Genomic DNA, 15,069 nt, shown 5'->3' with positions numbered 1-15,069 from the left:
CACTGAAAGGGTGACCGAAACCGTGTCGACCGGACATCCCTACGAACCGCACGCGGATCTGAGCGGCAAACTGAACTGGCTGCGCGCCGGGGTCCTCGGCGCCAACGACGGGATCGTGTCGGTGGCGGGCATCGTGGTCGGTGTCGCGGGCGCGACCACCGACTCCACCGCGATCGCGACCGCGGGAATCGCGGGACTGGTCGCCGGCGCGCTTTCCATGGCGGGCGGCGAATACGTCTCGGTGAGCACACAGCGCGACACCGAACGCGCGCAGTTGCGGCTGGAAAAGCGCGAACTGAAAGAGATGCCCGAAGCCGAAGAACGGGAACTCGCGGAAATCTACGAGGCGAAGGGCCTTTCCCCGGAACTCGCCGCGCAGGTGGCCCGCGAACTGACCGAAAAGGACGCGCTGCAGGCGCACGCGGAGGCCGAACTCGGCATCGATCCGGACAATCTGACCAGCCCGTGGCAGGCGGCCTGGGCCTCGCTGGTGGCGTTCACCGTCGGCGCGCTGCTGCCGCTGCTGTCGATCGTGTGGACATCGACCTCGGCGCGGGTCTGGGCGTGTGCGTCGGCGGTCGTGGTCGGACTGGCGCTGACCGGGTTCGTCAGCGCGAAACTCGGCGACGCCCGCGTCGGCCGCGCGATCGCGCGAAACGTCGGTGTGGGCGCGCTGACGATGCTGGTGACGTACTACGTCGGCGTGCTGTTCGGGACGACCGTCGGGTAGCGAAAGGGCCCTTCACCGCGTGCTACGCGATGAAGGGCCCTTTCAGCACCTCCGGGGGTCGCCCGGCGGCGCGGGAAGAAGAGCGTCAGTGAACGCCCTTCATCAGCTTGCGGATCATCGGCGTCGCCACCAGGAGCGCCACACCGACCACGACGGCCACACCGCCGACGATGCTGAAGTACGGCGCTTCGTCGTCCACCGTGTAGTACTCGGCGAGCTTCCCGGACATCGCCGTGCCGAGCGAGATGGACAGGAAGTTCAGCGCCACCATCTGCGTCCGGAAGGCCTCCGGCGCGAGTTTCGTCGACAGCGAGAGGCCGACCGGCGAAAGCATCAGCTCCGCCATGGTGAACACGAACAGGATGCCCGCCAGCGCGAGCAGCGGGCTGGCGTTCTTGCCGCTGCCGACCATCGGGAGGAACAGCAGGAACGCCACGCCCATGGTGACCGTGCCGAGCACGAACTTGACCGGTGAGGACGGCTGCCGCGAACCGAGTTTCGTCCAGATCGCGGCGATCACCGGCGCGAACAGGATGATGAAGACCGGGTTGATCGAGTTGACCCACGCGACCGGCATCTCCCAGCCGAAGATCGTCCGGTTCAGCCGTTCGTCGGTGTAGGCCGCGACGACGGTGAACTGCTGCTGGTACAGCGAGAAGAACGCGGCGCTCGCGATGAACATCGGGATGAACGAGTACACCCGGCTGCGTTCGTCGGAGGTGATCTTCTTGCTGGTGATGATCACCACGAAGTAGATCACCGAGATGATCGCGACGGCCCAGACGACGACGTCGACCAGGTTCGCCGGGTTGATCACGCCGAACACCACGAGCAGCACGATCGCCGCGACGCCCACGGCGGTGCCGCCGAAGACCAGCGGACGCCGCGAGGCGGGCAGCGGGTTCGGGATCTCGCTCGCCTTCTCGCCGAGGTTCTTGCGGCCGATCGTGTACTGGATCAGGCCGAGCGCCATACCGAACGCGGCGAGCCCGAAGCCGACGTGGAAACCGATCTCGCTCTGCGCGAGCCCGGTCAGCAGCGGCCCGACGAAACCGCCGAGGTTGATTCCCATGTAGAAGATCGTGAAACCACCGTCGCGACGCTCGTCGCCCTTCGCGTACAGCGTCCCGACGATGGTGGTGGCGTTGGACTTCAGCCCGCCGCTGCCGATGGCCACGCACGCGAGGCCGACACCGATGCCCGCCAATCCCGGCAGCACGGCCAGGCTGATGTGGCCGATCATGATCAGGATCGCGCTGTAGAACAGCGTCCGTTCGGAGCCGAGCACGCGGTCCGCGACCCAGGCGCCGATCACCGCCGACAGGTAGACCATGCCGCCGTACGCGCCGACGATGCCGAGCGCGGAGGCCTTCGGCAGCGCGAGGCCGCCCTGACTGACTTCGTAGTAGAGGTAGATCGGGAGGATGCCGAGCATCCCGTAGTACGAGAACCGCTCCCACATCTCGACGCCGAAGAGGTTCGCCAGCCCTCGTGGGTGCCCGAAGAACCTCGTGTCTTGCTGGACCTCGGTAGAGGTACTCACCATGCCGTCCTTATCGAAGACATCGTTGTCGTTTTCCGCTCACATGCTAGAAGTCCAGCATGTGGAACTGACACCGACATCCGGATGGATCTTGTGGTCGCCGTCATGAACGGGAGAAATCCGCAGCTCCAGGCGCTAAAATAATGTCAAGGTGCGCCGGGAAGCCTGGTCGGCAACAGTATTCGTGTTGCCGAAAACCGGAGGATGCCGTGTCCGGCCCCAACCGTCCCGCGAAAGCCGTCGTCGCCGACTTCGCCCGCTATCTCCGCACTGAGACCACCGGCGGGCTGATCCTGCTCGGTGCCACCGCGATAGCCCTCCTGTGGGCGAATTCGCCCATCGACGACATTTACCGCGCGATCCGCGATTTCCGGCTCGGCCCCGAATTCCTCCACCTGAATCTGACGATCGGCGACTGGGCGAAGGACGGCCTGCTCGCGCTGTTCTTCTTCGTCGCGGGGCTCGAACTCAAACGCGAACTCGTGGTCGGCGAACTCTCCCGGTTCAAGCAGGCGATCCTGCCGGTGGTCGCCGCGATCGGCGGCATGATCGTCCCGGCGCTGGTCGCGCTCTGGGTCGGCTGGGGAACGCCGGGCATCGAGCGCGCGTGGGCCATCCCGGTCGCGACGGACATCGCGTTCGCGCTCGGCGTCCTCGCGCTGACCGCGTCGAACCTGCCGAGCAGCGCCCGGGTCTTCCTGCTCTCGCTGGCGGTGGTCGACGACCTCGGCGCGATCCTCGTCATCGCGATCCTGTTCACCGCGAAGTTCGACCTCGTCGCCGCAGGCATCGCCCTCGCCGCTCTCGCGCTGTACGCCTACTTGCAGCACCGCCGCGTCCGCAGCGCCTGGATCTACGTTCCGCTGGCGCTGATCACATGGGTCGCGGTGCACTCGGCGGGTATCCACGCCACCATCGCCGGCGTCGCGCTCGGCCTGCTGACCCGGGTCCGCGCCGACGAGGGCGAGGAGCATTCGCCCGCGATCCGGCTCGAACACCGGCTGCAGCCGTGGTCGGCCGCGGTGGCGGTGCCGTTGTTCGCGCTGTTCGCGGCCGGGATCAAAGTGGACGGCGAGTCGCTCGGCGCGGTGTTCACCACGGCGTTGCCGCTGGCCGTGCTGGTCGGGCTGGTCGGCGGGAAGCTGATCGGGATCTTCGGCGCCAGCCTGCTCGCGGTGAAGTTCAAGCTCGCGGAGAAACCCCGGGGCATGGGCTGGCGTGACATCGGCGCGCTGTCGATGCTCGGCGGCGTCGGGTTCACGGTGAGCCTGCTGATCGCCGACCTCGCGCTCGACGGGGAAGCCGTCGAACTGGCGAAGGCGGCGGTGCTGATCGCCTCGGGCATCGCGTCGCTGACGGCGGCCGCGATGCTGCTGCACCGCAGTCGCGTGCACGCGCGAGAGGATCTCTAGCGCGACACTCCCCGGTCCGCCGCGCCCGGGGTGAGGGCACGTGGCACGATGGCCGGTGTGAGCAGCCCCAAGCACGAACGTACCGGCCCCGACGGCGTGGGGGCCGTGCCCTACCTCCCCCTGTCGAGCGATGACGACGTGGTAGCGAGCGAGCAGTCCCTCGGGAAACTCGTCGGCGATGCCACCCAGCACGTCTCGACGCTGATCCGCGCCGAGGTCGAGCTGGCCAAGTCCGAGGTCGTCGCGGAGGCGAAGAAGGGCCTCAAGGGCGCCATCTTCTTCCTGGTCGCGCTGGTCGTCGGGCTGTACAGCTCGTTCTTCTTCTTTTTCTTCCTCGGCGAGCTGCTGTCGGAGTGGCTGATGCGCTGGGCGGCGTTCGCGATCGTGTTCGGGCTGATGCTCGTCACGACGGCCGTCGCGGGCTTCCTCGGCTACCGCAAGGTGAAGAAGATCAAGGCGCCGGAGCGCACGATCAACAGCTTCAAGGACACCGCCGCCGCCTTCAAACCGCGGCACGGCGCCGAAGACCAAGACTGAGTGCAGGCGACGCCGGATCCGTCGATCGTCCGGATCGACGGTCCGTGGACCCATCGTGACGTCTCGGCGAACGGCATCCGGCTGCACGTCGCCGAACTCGGCGACGGACCGCTCGTCGTGCTGCTGCACGGGTTCGCCGAGTTCTGGTGGACCTGGCACCACCAGCTGACAGCGCTCGCCGACGCCGGTTTCCGCGCGGTCGCGGTGGATCTGCGCGGCTACGGCGACTCGGACAAACCCCCGCGCGGCTACGACGCCTGGACTCTCGCGGGCGACGTCGGCGGGCTGATCAAGTCACTCGGCGCGCGCAAGGCCCATCTCGCCGGACATGCCTGGGGCGGCATGCTCGCGTGGACGGTCGGCGCGCTGCACCCCCGGCTGGTCTCCTCGGTGACGGTGCTGGGCGGCGCGCACCCGCTGGCGTTGCGCACCGCCGTCAAACGGCCGGGACAGCTGAGGGCGTCGGGACATCTGTTCCGCTTCCAGGTACCCATGGCGCCGGAAAAATGGCTGGTCAAGGACGACGCGCTCGCCGTCGAAGAGCTGTTCCGCGACTGGGCCGGTCCACAGTGGACGGACACGCCGGACTTCGAGGAAGCCGTCCGGGCGTTCCGGCAGGCGATGCTCGTACCTGGCGTGCCGCACAGCGCGCTGGAGTACTACCGCTGGGCGTTCCGCGCGCAGTTCCGCGGCGAAGGCCGGCGGTTCAGCGAAGCGCTGCGAGGCCGCTTCGCTCCCCGGGTGCTGCAACTGCACGGCGAGGAAGACCGGTGCGTCCTGCCCGAGACCGCGGCGGCGTCACGACGCTGGGCCCCGGACGCCCGGCTCGAACGCTGGCCCGGCATCGGCCACTTCCCGCATCTGGAGGCCCCGGACCGCACGTCGGCCGCGCTGGTGGAGTTTCTCCGTATCTTGGAGGCATGACCGAGCGCAAACCGACGGGAGTGTCGTTCGAGTCCTGGGTGGATCGGCAGATCAGCGCCGCGGCGGCGAAGGGCGAGTTCGACGACCTTCCCGGCGCGGGGAAGCCGCTGCCGAAGAACGACGGCAAGGACACGGCCCTGGCCTGGGTGGTGAACAAGGTCCGCACGGAGGGGCACGACGTTTCGGCCCTGCTGCCGCCTTCACTGGCGATCGCGAAGGAGCTCGAAGACCTGCCGGCGCGGCTGGCCCGCGTACGCCGGGAGGCTCGGGTGCGGGAGATCGTCGAGGACCTGAACGAACGGATCCGCGAGGAGCACCGGCGTCCGGCGGGCGGTCCGGTGCTGCGGGCCCGCCCGCTGGACGTGGACGAAACGGTGGCCTCGTGGCGCGAGGGCCGGACTTCCTCGTGAGTGGTAAGGACGGTTCTAACCAGCCCTACCACTCACGAGGCTAATTCGCGCAGCGACCGGTCGACGTGTTCGCGCTCAGCGACGGAGCCGTGTCCACCACCGGCCGCACCTGCTCGGAGGTCAGCGTGAAGCCGGTCTCCGGATCCTCGACGGCCGCGCCGAAGACGACCCCGATGACCTCGCCGTCGGGGTTGATCATCGGCCCGCCCGAGTTACCGCTGCGGACCTGCCCGCGCACGGTGAACACGTCGCGCTGCACGGTGTTGGACTCGTAGATGTCCGGTCCGCGCAGGTTGATCCGGCCGCGCACTCTGGCGGGCGAAGCGGTGTACGGGCCGTCGAGCGGGTAGCCGAGCACGATCGCGTTGTCGCCCGCCCGCGCGACCTTCGGTGTGAACGGGAGCACCGGCGCCTGCAGCCTCGGCACCGCGAGCACGGCGACGTCGGCTTCGGGATCGAAGTAGACGACCCGCGCCGGGAACTTGCCCGAGGTCGACTCGATGGCGACCTCGTCGGTCCCCGCGACGACGTGCGCGTTCGTCATCACGCGCTGCGGCGCGATGACGAATCCGCTGCCCTCCAGCGCCCGTGAGCACTTGGTCGCGTTGCCGCGGATCTTCACGACGCTGCCGTGCACCTGCTTGACGATCGCGCTCGCCTGCAGCGCGGTGTCCGGCGGGCTGGTGTCCTCGACGTTCGGCTTCTGGAACGGGTCCACAATGGACGGGAAGCCCGACTTGTCCAGCAGTTTGCGCAGTTCGCTCGGAAAGCCCTGCGCCGCTTCCGGCATGACGTCGTTGACGCCGCCGAGCACCACCGAGCCGTTGATCGACTTCGCCAGCCCAGGCACTCCCGAGACGGCCGTGAGCGGCGTCGCGATCAGCCACGCGACCACGAACACGACGGCGGCCTGCACCACCGCGCCGAGGGTCTTGTCGACGCCGGAAAGCTTGTCAGGGTTGATCTTCTGGCGCAGTTTCCGCCCGGCCCACACGCCGAGGGTCTCGCCGAGCGCGACCAGGAACACCACGGTCGCCACCGCGAAGGCGACCTTCGCCGCCGGATGCTCGAAGAGTTCGACGACCAACGGCGCGATCTTGATCCCCGCCAGCGCGCCCAGCACCACCCCGACCAGTGACGGCAGGGCGATGATCACCCCCTGGAACGCGCCGGACACGCCCGCCAGCAGCGCGAGCAGGATCACCAGTACGTCAACCCAGTTCACCGGCGCCTACTCCTTCTCCGGCACTTGCCGCCCGTCGACCCGCGCCTGATGTTCGGCCAACGCTACGTCAAGGTCCCGGACGTCGCCGTGGTCCCAGTCCCGTTCGAAGCCGCCGAGCGACAGCGTCATCGCCAGCAGACCGCCCGTGAAGCCCCAGACGAACATCCCGCTCACGTCGAACGCGGGCCCCTTCCAGTCGTATCCCTTGCGCACGACCTGGAACCGGTTGACCGGGTCGGTGAGCTCGGCGACCGGCACCCTGGCCACCGCCGCCGTCTCGCCGGGGTCGACGGCGTGCACCGGGGACGGCGTCCGCCAGTGGGCGAGCACCGGCGTCACGGCGAATCCGGAAACCGGCACGAACAGTTCGGGGAAGATCGCCACCGGCTGCACCCCGGAGGGCACGACGCCGGTCTCTTCCTCCGCCTCCCGCAACGCTGTCCCGACCGGGCCGTCGTCGCCGGGCTCGGCGCCGCCGCCGGGGAACGAGACCTGACCGGCGTGCGAGCCGAGGGTGTCGGCGCGGCGCTGGAGGAGGACGTCCGGCCCCTGCGGGCCTTCACCGAAGAGCATCAGGACCGACGCGGACCGGTAGCTCGCGTCCGCGGGCACGCTGAACCGGCTGAAGGTGTCCGCGCCGACTTCGCCGCTGATCTTGACGAGCGGCTGCAGCCAGGCGGGAACGTCCTCCGGGTCCACGAGAGGGCCGGTCATGGTGTCCCTTCCACAGCTGCGCGCACCTGGTCAGTGTTCAGGAAGACGCGTGGGTTCTCGATGAGCCGGACGTCGCCCGCCGCCGTGACCAGGTACGTCGCCGGAAGAGAGGAAGGGACCTTTAGTGCCGTCCGCGCCGGCCCCGACTGCCCGTCACCGTCGAACACGGACGGCAGCCGGACCCCCAGTTCGGACAGCAGCGCCAGCCCGTCGGCGCCGGAGCTCGCGACCTGGACGAGGAGCACGCGCGCGGCACCCGGCAGCGCGGCGTACTCCTGGAGCAGCGGCAGCTCGGCCCGGCACGGCCCGCACCACGACGCCCACAGGTTGACCAGCACGGGACCGCCCGAAAGCACTTTGGCGAGGTCGACCCGGGAGCCGTCGCCGAGGCATTCGACGTCGACCCCGCGCAGTTTCGCGACCTCACCCGGCCCGGGCGGCGGGCAGGGCGCGAGCGCGGCCTTCGCGCGGGCGGCCGTGAGGTCCCCCGACGTCTTGGCCGGCGCCTGGCCGTCACGGGTGGTGAGCAGCGCGACGATCAGGGCCACCACCAGCACGGCGGCACCGAGGGCGATCTTGGTGACTCTCGTCACCGGCGCGCCGCCAGCTCGAGGATGTGGTCGCGTTCTTCGCCCTTGACCAGCTTCGCGGCCTCTTCGAACCCCGTCGGGCCGGTTCCGTACGAGGGGCACATCTTGGCCAGCGGACAGGCGCCACAGGCGGGTTTGCGGGCATGGCAGACGCGGCGGCCGTGGAAGATCGTCCGGTGCGACAGGAGCGTCCACTCCTTGCGCGGGATCAGCTCGCCGACGGCGTGCTCGACCTTGACCGGGTCTTCCTCCTCGGTCCAGCCCCAGCGGCGGACCAGGCGGCCGAAGTGGGTGTCGACGGTGATCCCGGGGACCCCGAAGGCGTCGCCGAGCACGACGTTGGCCGTCTTGCGGCCGACACCGGGCAGCGTGACGAGGTCCTTCAGCTTGCCGGGCACCTCGCCGTCGTAGCGTTCCACCAGCGCGGCACCCAGGCCGAGCACGGAGTTCGCCTTGGCGCGGAAGAAGCCCGTCGGCCGGAGGTACTCCTCGAGTTCGGCGCGATCGGCGCCGGCGTAGTCCGCCGCGGTCCGGTAGCGCGCGAAGAGCGCGGGCGTGACCTGATTCACGCGGACGTCGGTGGTCTGTGCCGAAAGCACGACCGCGACCAGCAATTCGAGCGGAGTGGTGAAGTCAAGCTCACAGTGGGCGTCCGGGAACTCGTCGTCGAGGCAACGCTTCATCCGCCTGGCGCGTCTCACCAATGCGAGCCGGCTTTCACCCTTACCCCCCGCACGGGGGGCATTGGTGAGGGCAGGAGGCACCCCGATAGCCTACGGGCGCCATCGGACGAGCCAGTGGGAGCACCCGCCGGTCGTCGCCCGACACGCCAGAGCACCACCTCGGCGCTTCGATCGAGGACGCCATGAGCGAGGATCTGGAGTAATGCACAAACTTTCGGAATTCCCAGGGCAGGGCTCATGACAGTCTGGTTCGTCATCCTCGTCCCCTTGGTGATCATGTTCTTCGCGCTGTTCATGGAGCGCGTGGAGACCAGGCTCAAGCACGTCGCCGTGCAGGAGAACGAAGTCGAGGAGTTCCTCGAGCAGGCTCAGCCCAACGAGGTCAGGGCCCTCTACGGGCACGGCATCGGGCGCGCGCTCGAGCTGTTCCGGCTGCGCAGGCTGGGCGGGAAGGCGGCCAGGCTTCGCGCGCGACGCGTGCGGAGTTAGGCTCCACGTTCGAGCGAGATCGTTCACGGCCCGCGCGCGCCTGCGGCGTGCCGACGAGCGAACTCGCGCGCACGACCTAGACTGACGCGAAAAGTGATCGACGACACGATCCTCGACCGATGAGGATCGACGTCGTATCTCGATGAGGAGGCACCCGAGGTGGACGAAACCCTGGCCCGAGCGGGCATTTTCCAGGGTGTTGAGCCGGCAGCCGCCGAGGCGCTGGCACAGACCTTGGAATCCGTGGAGTTCCCTCGCGGGCATGTCATCTTCAACGAGGGTGAACCCGGCGACAAGCTTTACATCATCCAGTCCGGCAAGGTGAAGATCGGCCGCAAGTCTCCCGACGGCCGCGAGAACCTGCTCGGCATCTTCGGCCCGTCCGACATGTTCGGCGAACTGTCCATTTTCGACCCGGGCCCGCGGACGTCCAGCGCGACGACCGTGACCGAGGTCCGCGCGGTGACGATGGACCGCCCGGCGCTGCGGCAGTGGATCTCCACCCGCCCGGAGATCGCGGAGCAGTTACTGCGCGTGGTCGCCCGTAGGCTGCGCCGGACGAACAACATGGTCGCCGAGCTGATCTTCACCGACGTCCCGGGCCGCGTGGCGCGTGCGCTGCTGCAGCTCGCGCAGCGTTTCGGCAGCCAGGAAGCCGGTCTGCTGCGGGTCACGCACGACCTGACGCAGGAAGAGATCGCCCAGTACGTCGGCGCTTCGCGCGAGACCGTCAACAAGGCCCTCGCCGACTTCGCGCACCGCGGCTGGCTGCGGCTCGAAGGCAAGAGCGTCCTGATCCTGGACCCGGAGCGCCTGGCCCGCCGCGCCCGCTAGATCTTTCACCGCAACTGCCGCAAGTAGTCCTCTACTTGCGGCAGTTGTGCTTTCAACCACCGCATCCAGAGGACGAACCGCGCCCACCAGGCACCCGACGCGCCCGACAAGGTGACCGGCGGACCGTCTCCCCGGAAGCGCGTCAGCGCGATGGGGAGACTTCACCCCGCGCGCCTCTTTTCGGGCCGAAGGCCCACGGAAACATTTTGCGGGGCGCCCTTCGCGCTGACGGAAGCATTTCGCATGGCTGCGCCCTGCGAAATGTTTCCGTCAGCGCGCGGGCAGGCAAAGAGCCGGGCGCCACCCCCGACGTGGCGCACCGGCTCTTCGCTGTGCGCGGACCATCCCCCGACGATCCGCGCTCCCCGCCCTCCGGAACAAGGCCCCGACCCGTACGCCGGAGGGAGCTGGAGATTTTGTGTTTTGTCGTACAACCATCCACGGCCGTCGGCCGTGGATACAAGTTCTTTCACTCTCAAGGACGCCATCTGCGTCGATTTGTTGCCCCGAACGACTCAAAATCGACTGACTGTTACCTGATCGTGACGAACTTGCGCACTTCAAGGACGCTAGTACCCGAAACCCAGGGGTGACAAACCTTACCGCCGCAGATCTGGTACTCGCGTACCAAAGTAGTTCATACTGGTACGCGTGTCCCAGTCTGTGTCCGCTTCCGCCGAGAGCCACCGCACTTCCCTCGCCGACTACAAGGCCGCGCTGACCGCGCCCGGATCTCGCGGGGCGGTCATCGCGTCCCTGCTCGCCCGCCTGCCGATCGCGATGATCGGCATCTCCGCGCTGCTCTACGTCCAGCGTGAGACGGGCTCCTTCGCCTCGGCCGGACTGGTTTCGGCCGGGTCGCTGGTGGGTGTCTCCGTCGGGGCGGTCGTGCAGGGGCGGCTCATCGACCGCTTCGGCCCGACGCGGCCGCTGCTGGTCACCACGGTGCTCTTCGCGCTGGCGATGACCGGGCTGGTGTTCGCGATCGAGGCGCACGCGCCGACGCTCGTCCTGGTCCCGCTCGCCTTCGGCACCGGCATCACGGAACCGATGGTCGGTTCGGCCTCGCGGGCGCTGTGGACACGGCTGCTGCCCGCCGGGCCGACGCGGAACGCCGCCTTCTCCTACGAAGCGATCAGCATGGAGGTCTTCTTCATCCTCGGTCCCGGGTTCGCCGGGCTGCTGATCGCCGCGCCGTGGGCGGGCACCGGCATCGTGACCGGCTCGCTGACGATGATCGCGGGCGCGGTGCTGTTCGCGCTGAGCCCGACCGTGCGGGCCTGGGGACCGGCGCCGTCGTCGGGCGGGAAGCTGCTCGGCGCGCTGGCCAGCCCCGGGATGCGCACGCTCGCGCTCGCCGCGCTGGGCTTCGGTGCCGTGATCGGGTTCGTCGAGGTCGCCGTCCCGGCGGCCGCCACCGAGGCGGGGAACACCTCGATCGGCGGGCTGCTGCTGTCGGCCTGGTCGGTCAGCTCGGTCGCGTTCGGGGTCGCGTACAGCCTGCGGCCGTGGCCGCGTCAGATGGGCCTGCGGCTGCCGGTGCTGCTGGCCGGGTTCGGCGCGCTGGTGGCGCTGCTCGCGCTGCCGGGGTCGCTCTGGGGCCTCGCGCTCGCCATGCTCGCCGCGGGCGCGCTCATCACGCCGCAGTCGACGACGCATTCGGCGGCCATCGAGATCGCCGCGCCGAAGGGCACGGCGGCCGAGGCGTTCGGCTGGGTGCTCACCGCGGTGACCCTCGGCCTCGCGTTCGGGCAGTCGATCAGCGGTTACCTCGTCGAGCACGCGGGGCACGAAGCGGCCTTCCTCGCCGCCGGCGCCGTCGGGTTCGCACTCGCCGCGGTGGTGTGGCTGCTGCGCGGCACCTTCCGGCCTCAGCCGTCCGGAGCCGTCGCCGAAGCCCCCGAACTTGTCGGTGCCGCCCGCTAGCTTGCGGGCATGGACCTGACTGCCGCCACCCGCTCCCTCTCGTCCGCCGTTTCCGCCGCCGCACGGCTGCTCTCGGCCCGGTCCGGCCTGCTCCTGCGCGCCGGACGGGACGGCCTGACCGTCGGCGGCAACGACAGCGAACGAGCGGTCCGCCTGACCTGTGACGCCGTCGTGCACACCGACGGCGAGGTCCTCGTCCCGGCCGGTCCGCTCGCGGAGACGTTGCGCATGCTCGAAGACGACCTGGTGCGCCTGGTCGTCGAGGGATCGCGGCTGGCCGTGCGAGTGGAAGGCGGCCGGTTCGCGCTGCCGTTGCTGAGCCGCGAACTGCGGCTCCAGGAGATGCCACCCAAGGTGTCCGAAGTGGACGGTGCCGCGCTGGCGACGGCGCTGCGGACGGTCGCGGGCACGGCGGCCAAGGACGACGCGCTTCCGATGTTCACCGGCGTCCGGGTGCAGAGCTTCAGCCGCGAGCTGCGGCTGACGGCGTCCGACAGGTACCGGATGGCCGTGGCCACGCTTCCGCTGCGCGCCGAAGGCGAGCCGATCGACGCGCTCGTCCCGGCCGGCCTGCTCGCCGAGACGGCGAAACAGGCACGCGGCACCGTCGGCCTGCACGGAGACGGGACCAGGTTCGGGCTGAGCTGGGCGGGCGTCACCGTCACCACCGCCGTGCTCGACGCGGGATTCCTGTCCGAGAAGCTGATCGAGTCGTCCACAGTGGACACGACGGTCGAGGTCTCCGCCGACGCGCTGGCCGCCGCGGTGCGCCGGGTGGGCGTCTACGCGGACGAGCGGCGGGTGCTGACGCTGGAGGTCGGCGACTCGCAGCTGCGCCTGGCCAGTTCCAAGCAGGACACCGGGGAGGCCGAGGAGACACTGAAGGCCGAGGTCTCCGGCGGCCGGACGTCGCCCTCGTTCCAGGCGCGCTACCTGCTGGACGCGTTGCAGGGATTCGCCGGGGAACGGGTACGGCTCGACATCCAGCCCGGGATGCGGGCCTGCGTCATCCGCGCGGTGGAGCCGGGCGACGTGGAACTGACGTATTACGTGATGCCGATGCTCCCACGCTGAGACGGCGCCGTGTCGCGAAAGCCACTTTCACAACGTTGAAGGTTGCGAAAGTGGCTTTCGCAACGCTTCGAGGACTTCACCACGCTGATCGCTGACTAACACCAGTCCGTGAAGGAACCGTCCTGGCCACTCACGAGAGGTCAGACGGAAGCGGCCTTCACGGCGGCTTCGATCTCGCCGAACGAAGGGTTCACCATCGCCGTCGAGCCCACGAAAACCGTCGGGACGACCTCGTTGCCGTCCGCCACCGAGCGCACCCGCGCGGCGGCCTCCGGGTCCTCCCAGATGTTGACCCGCTTGACCTTGAAGCCGCTCTTCGACAGCGGCCGCTCCAGCGCGGCGCAGAACCCGCATCCGGGGCGCCAGTAGAACTCGACCTCGACGTCACTCATTCGCCGTCCTCCGACCTCAGGTAGTCCAACTGTGCCTGCACACTCCACTCGGCGGGCGCCCACAAGGCCTTGTCGACGTCGGCGTAGACGACCTCGACGACCTGGCGCGGGGTGGCGTCCGCACCGAGTTCCTTCAGTGCCGAACGCACCTGATCCAGCCGTTCTTCCCGGTGCGCCAGGTACTCGCGCGCGGTCGCGGCGAGGTCGGGCAGTTCCGGGCCGTGCCCGGGCAGGCCGGTGGTGCCCTCGGGCAGTGCGATGAGTTTGCGCAGCGAGCGCAGGTAGTCGCCGAGGTCGTGCAGCACGGTGGTGCCTCGGCCGAGGATGGTGTCACCGGTCAGGATCTGCCCGTCGGACACCAGGCAGATCGAGTCGCCGGTGTGCCCCGGCGTGTGCAGCACCGAGAGCCGCAACCCGGCCGCCTCGATCACCTCACCGTCCACAAGGGACTTCCCGCCGGCGCAGAGCGACTCGTCGAACGCCCGCACCGGAGCACCGGTCCGCTCGGCGAACCAGGGCGCGCCCTCGGCGTGGTCCGGGTGATGGTGGGTCAGGACGATCAGCTCGACGTCGCCGGTTTCCGCCAGCAGGGTCAGGTGCTCGACGTCCTCGTGACCGGGGTCGACGACCACGGAACCGGACGCGCCCGGCCCGCGCAGCACCCAGGAATTGGTGCCCTCCAACGTCATCGAGGACGGGTTGTGCTCCAGCAGCACGGAAGCCGTCGGCGTCACCCGGCGCAGCACGCCGTACGCGGGGGCGCTCATGCCGGGTCCATGACGACGCGGACCTTGTCGCCCTCGCGCACCAGCGTCGGCATGATCTTCACGATCTCGCGTTCGACGGCCTGCGCCGCGGCGGCCGAGCCGAACTCGCCCAGTTCGGCGAGGGTGATCCAGGTCGGTGGCATGAGCATGCGGCGCCCTTCCTTGGCGTCGGCGATGGCCTCTTCCGGTCGCTGCCAGCCGGTGCTGACGGCCTCGGAGGTGGCGCTGTCCGCCTCCTGCCCCTCGGGCAGGACGGCGACGAAGAAGCAGGTGTCGTAGCGGCGCGGTTCCTGCGGCGGGGTGAGCCAGTTCGCCCACGGGTGCAGGAGATCCGCGCGCAGCGTCAGGCCGTTCGCTTCGAGGAACGCGGCGAGGGAGAGTTCACGGGAAACCAGCTTCTCGCGGGCTTCCTGGTAGGGCGTCGTGTCGGTGACGACGGCGTCCCCGATGCTCGCGAGCAGCACCCCGGACTCCTCGAACGTCTCCCGCACGGCCGCGCACACCAGGGCGCGGGCGAGCGATTCCCCGCAGCCGAAGCGTTCCGCCCACCAGGCGGGCTCCGGGCCCGCCCAGCTCACCGAGGCGTCGACATCGCGGGAATCCACGCCGCCGCCGGGGAAGACGGTCATCCCACCCGCGAACGGCATGCCCTTCACCCGGTGCTGCAGGAACACCTCGACGCCTTGCGCGCCGTCGCGGAGGAGGATCACGGTCGCCGCGTCCTTGGGCGTCACCGGCTCGCCGTCGGCGTTGGCGCGGGTGCCCACCCCGGCCCCCACCGGGATGTCGAATGTCAGTTCTTCAGCCACACCCGCAACC

Annotated in this window: 17 protein-coding genes; 9 read left to right on the top strand and 8 right to left on the bottom strand. The window is 69.4% G+C overall.

Translation table 11 applies throughout. The features are described 5' to 3' along the window. Positions 1-10 precede the first annotated feature (10 nt). Positions 11-730, top strand: a complete 720-nt coding sequence (locus B0293_RS00155) for a VIT1/CCC1 transporter family protein (RefSeq protein WP_005166922.1) — start codon at positions 11-13, stop codon at positions 728-730. 85 nt (positions 731-815) lie between these two features. Here the strand turns inward: B0293_RS00155 and B0293_RS00150 are convergent, their stop codons facing one another. Further along, positions 816-2,276, bottom strand: a complete 1,461-nt coding sequence (locus B0293_RS00150; RefSeq protein WP_005166924.1) for a peptide MFS transporter — start codon at positions 2,274-2,276, stop codon at positions 816-818. 206 nt (positions 2,277-2,482) lie between these two features. Here B0293_RS00150 and nhaA point away from each other — a divergent pair, with 206 nt between their 5' ends. From nhaA to B0293_RS00130, 4 genes are read left to right on the top strand one after another with little or no spacing between them, the layout of a single operon-like run. Continuing rightward, a complete protein-coding gene (gene nhaA / locus B0293_RS00145) occupies positions 2,483-3,685 on the top strand; it encodes a Na+/H+ antiporter NhaA (RefSeq protein ID WP_005166926.1) in 1,203 nt (400 codons plus the stop codon). 48 nt (positions 3,686-3,733) lie between these two features. Next, the gene (locus tag B0293_RS00140; RefSeq protein ID WP_085939762.1) at positions 3,734-4,222 is read left to right on the top strand and encodes a phage holin family protein; all 489 of its coding nucleotides are present in this window, start codon (positions 3,734-3,736) and stop codon (positions 4,220-4,222) included. Continuing rightward, positions 4,223-5,146: an alpha/beta fold hydrolase gene (locus B0293_RS00135; protein ID WP_005166930.1), complete on the top strand. Its 924-nt coding sequence runs from the start codon at positions 4,223-4,225 to the stop codon at positions 5,144-5,146. Then, the gene (locus B0293_RS00130) at positions 5,143-5,556 is read left to right on the top strand and encodes a DnaJ family domain-containing protein (RefSeq protein WP_005166932.1); all 414 of its coding nucleotides are present in this window, start codon (positions 5,143-5,145) and stop codon (positions 5,554-5,556) included. Before B0293_RS00135 ends, B0293_RS00130 begins: the two co-directional genes overlap by 4 nt. A gap of 40 nt (positions 5,557-5,596) precedes the next feature. Here the strand turns inward: B0293_RS00130 and B0293_RS00125 are convergent, their stop codons facing one another. The 4 genes from B0293_RS00125 to nth are packed head-to-tail and all read right to left on the bottom strand — an operon-like array spanning position 5,597 to position 8,768. Further along, positions 5,597-6,781: a MarP family serine protease gene (locus tag B0293_RS00125; RefSeq protein WP_005166934.1), complete on the bottom strand. Its 1,185-nt coding sequence runs from the start codon at positions 6,779-6,781 to the stop codon at positions 5,597-5,599. Between the two features lie 6 nt (positions 6,782-6,787). Continuing rightward, on the bottom strand, positions 6,788-7,495 hold the full coding sequence (locus B0293_RS00120; protein ID WP_005166936.1) for an NUDIX hydrolase: 708 nt from the start codon (positions 7,493-7,495) through the stop codon (positions 6,788-6,790). Then, positions 7,492-8,088: a TlpA family protein disulfide reductase gene (locus tag B0293_RS00115; RefSeq protein WP_005166938.1), complete on the bottom strand. Its 597-nt coding sequence runs from the start codon at positions 8,086-8,088 to the stop codon at positions 7,492-7,494. The genes B0293_RS00120 and B0293_RS00115 overlap by 4 nt, the downstream gene beginning before the upstream one ends. Continuing rightward, positions 8,085-8,768, bottom strand: a complete 684-nt coding sequence (gene nth, locus B0293_RS00110; protein ID WP_005166940.1) for an endonuclease III — start codon at positions 8,766-8,768, stop codon at positions 8,085-8,087. The genes B0293_RS00115 and nth overlap by 4 nt, the downstream gene beginning before the upstream one ends. Positions 8,769-9,005: 237 nt before the next feature. Between nth and B0293_RS00105 the strand changes: the two genes are divergently transcribed. From B0293_RS00105 to dnaN, 4 genes are all read left to right on the top strand, one after another. Further along, positions 9,006-9,257 (top strand): hypothetical protein, encoded by a 252-nt coding sequence (locus B0293_RS00105; protein WP_005166943.1) that lies wholly within the window; start codon positions 9,006-9,008, stop codon positions 9,255-9,257. 159 nt (positions 9,258-9,416) lie between these two features. Then, complete coding sequence (locus B0293_RS00100; RefSeq protein WP_003081747.1) at positions 9,417-10,091, top strand: Crp/Fnr family transcriptional regulator; 675 nt, start codon at positions 9,417-9,419, stop codon at positions 10,089-10,091. Between the two features lie 663 nt (positions 10,092-10,754). Beyond that, a complete protein-coding gene (locus B0293_RS00095) occupies positions 10,755-12,017 on the top strand; it encodes an MFS transporter (RefSeq protein WP_209437364.1) in 1,263 nt (420 codons plus the stop codon). Between the two features lie 9 nt (positions 12,018-12,026). Continuing rightward, the gene (dnaN, locus tag B0293_RS00090) at positions 12,027-13,091 is read left to right on the top strand and encodes a DNA polymerase III subunit beta (protein ID WP_005166959.1); all 1,065 of its coding nucleotides are present in this window, start codon (positions 12,027-12,029) and stop codon (positions 13,089-13,091) included. 140 nt (positions 13,092-13,231) lie between these two features. On the opposite strand, the gene B0293_RS00085 is transcribed toward dnaN, so the two are convergent. The 3 genes from B0293_RS00085 to B0293_RS00075 are packed head-to-tail and all read right to left on the bottom strand — an operon-like array spanning position 13,232 to position 15,059. Then, positions 13,232-13,483: a glutaredoxin family protein gene (locus tag B0293_RS00085; protein WP_005166961.1), complete on the bottom strand. Its 252-nt coding sequence runs from the start codon at positions 13,481-13,483 to the stop codon at positions 13,232-13,234. Next, entirely contained in the window at positions 13,480-14,250 is a 771-nt protein-coding gene (locus B0293_RS00080; protein WP_005166962.1) for an MBL fold metallo-hydrolase, read from the bottom strand. Before B0293_RS00080 ends, B0293_RS00085 begins: the two co-directional genes overlap by 4 nt. After that, on the bottom strand, positions 14,247-15,059 hold the full coding sequence (locus B0293_RS00075; RefSeq protein WP_005166964.1) for an NUDIX hydrolase: 813 nt from the start codon (positions 15,057-15,059) through the stop codon (positions 14,247-14,249). Before B0293_RS00075 ends, B0293_RS00080 begins: the two co-directional genes overlap by 4 nt. Positions 15,060-15,069 lie beyond the last annotated feature (10 nt).

It is taken from the genome of Amycolatopsis azurea DSM 43854 (genome assembly GCF_001995215.1).
Taxonomy (GTDB): Bacteria; Actinomycetota; Actinomycetes; order Mycobacteriales; family Pseudonocardiaceae; genus Amycolatopsis; species Amycolatopsis azurea.
Note: the sequence above shows the minus strand (reverse complement) of the source record. Positions and strands in the feature narration are given on the sequence as shown.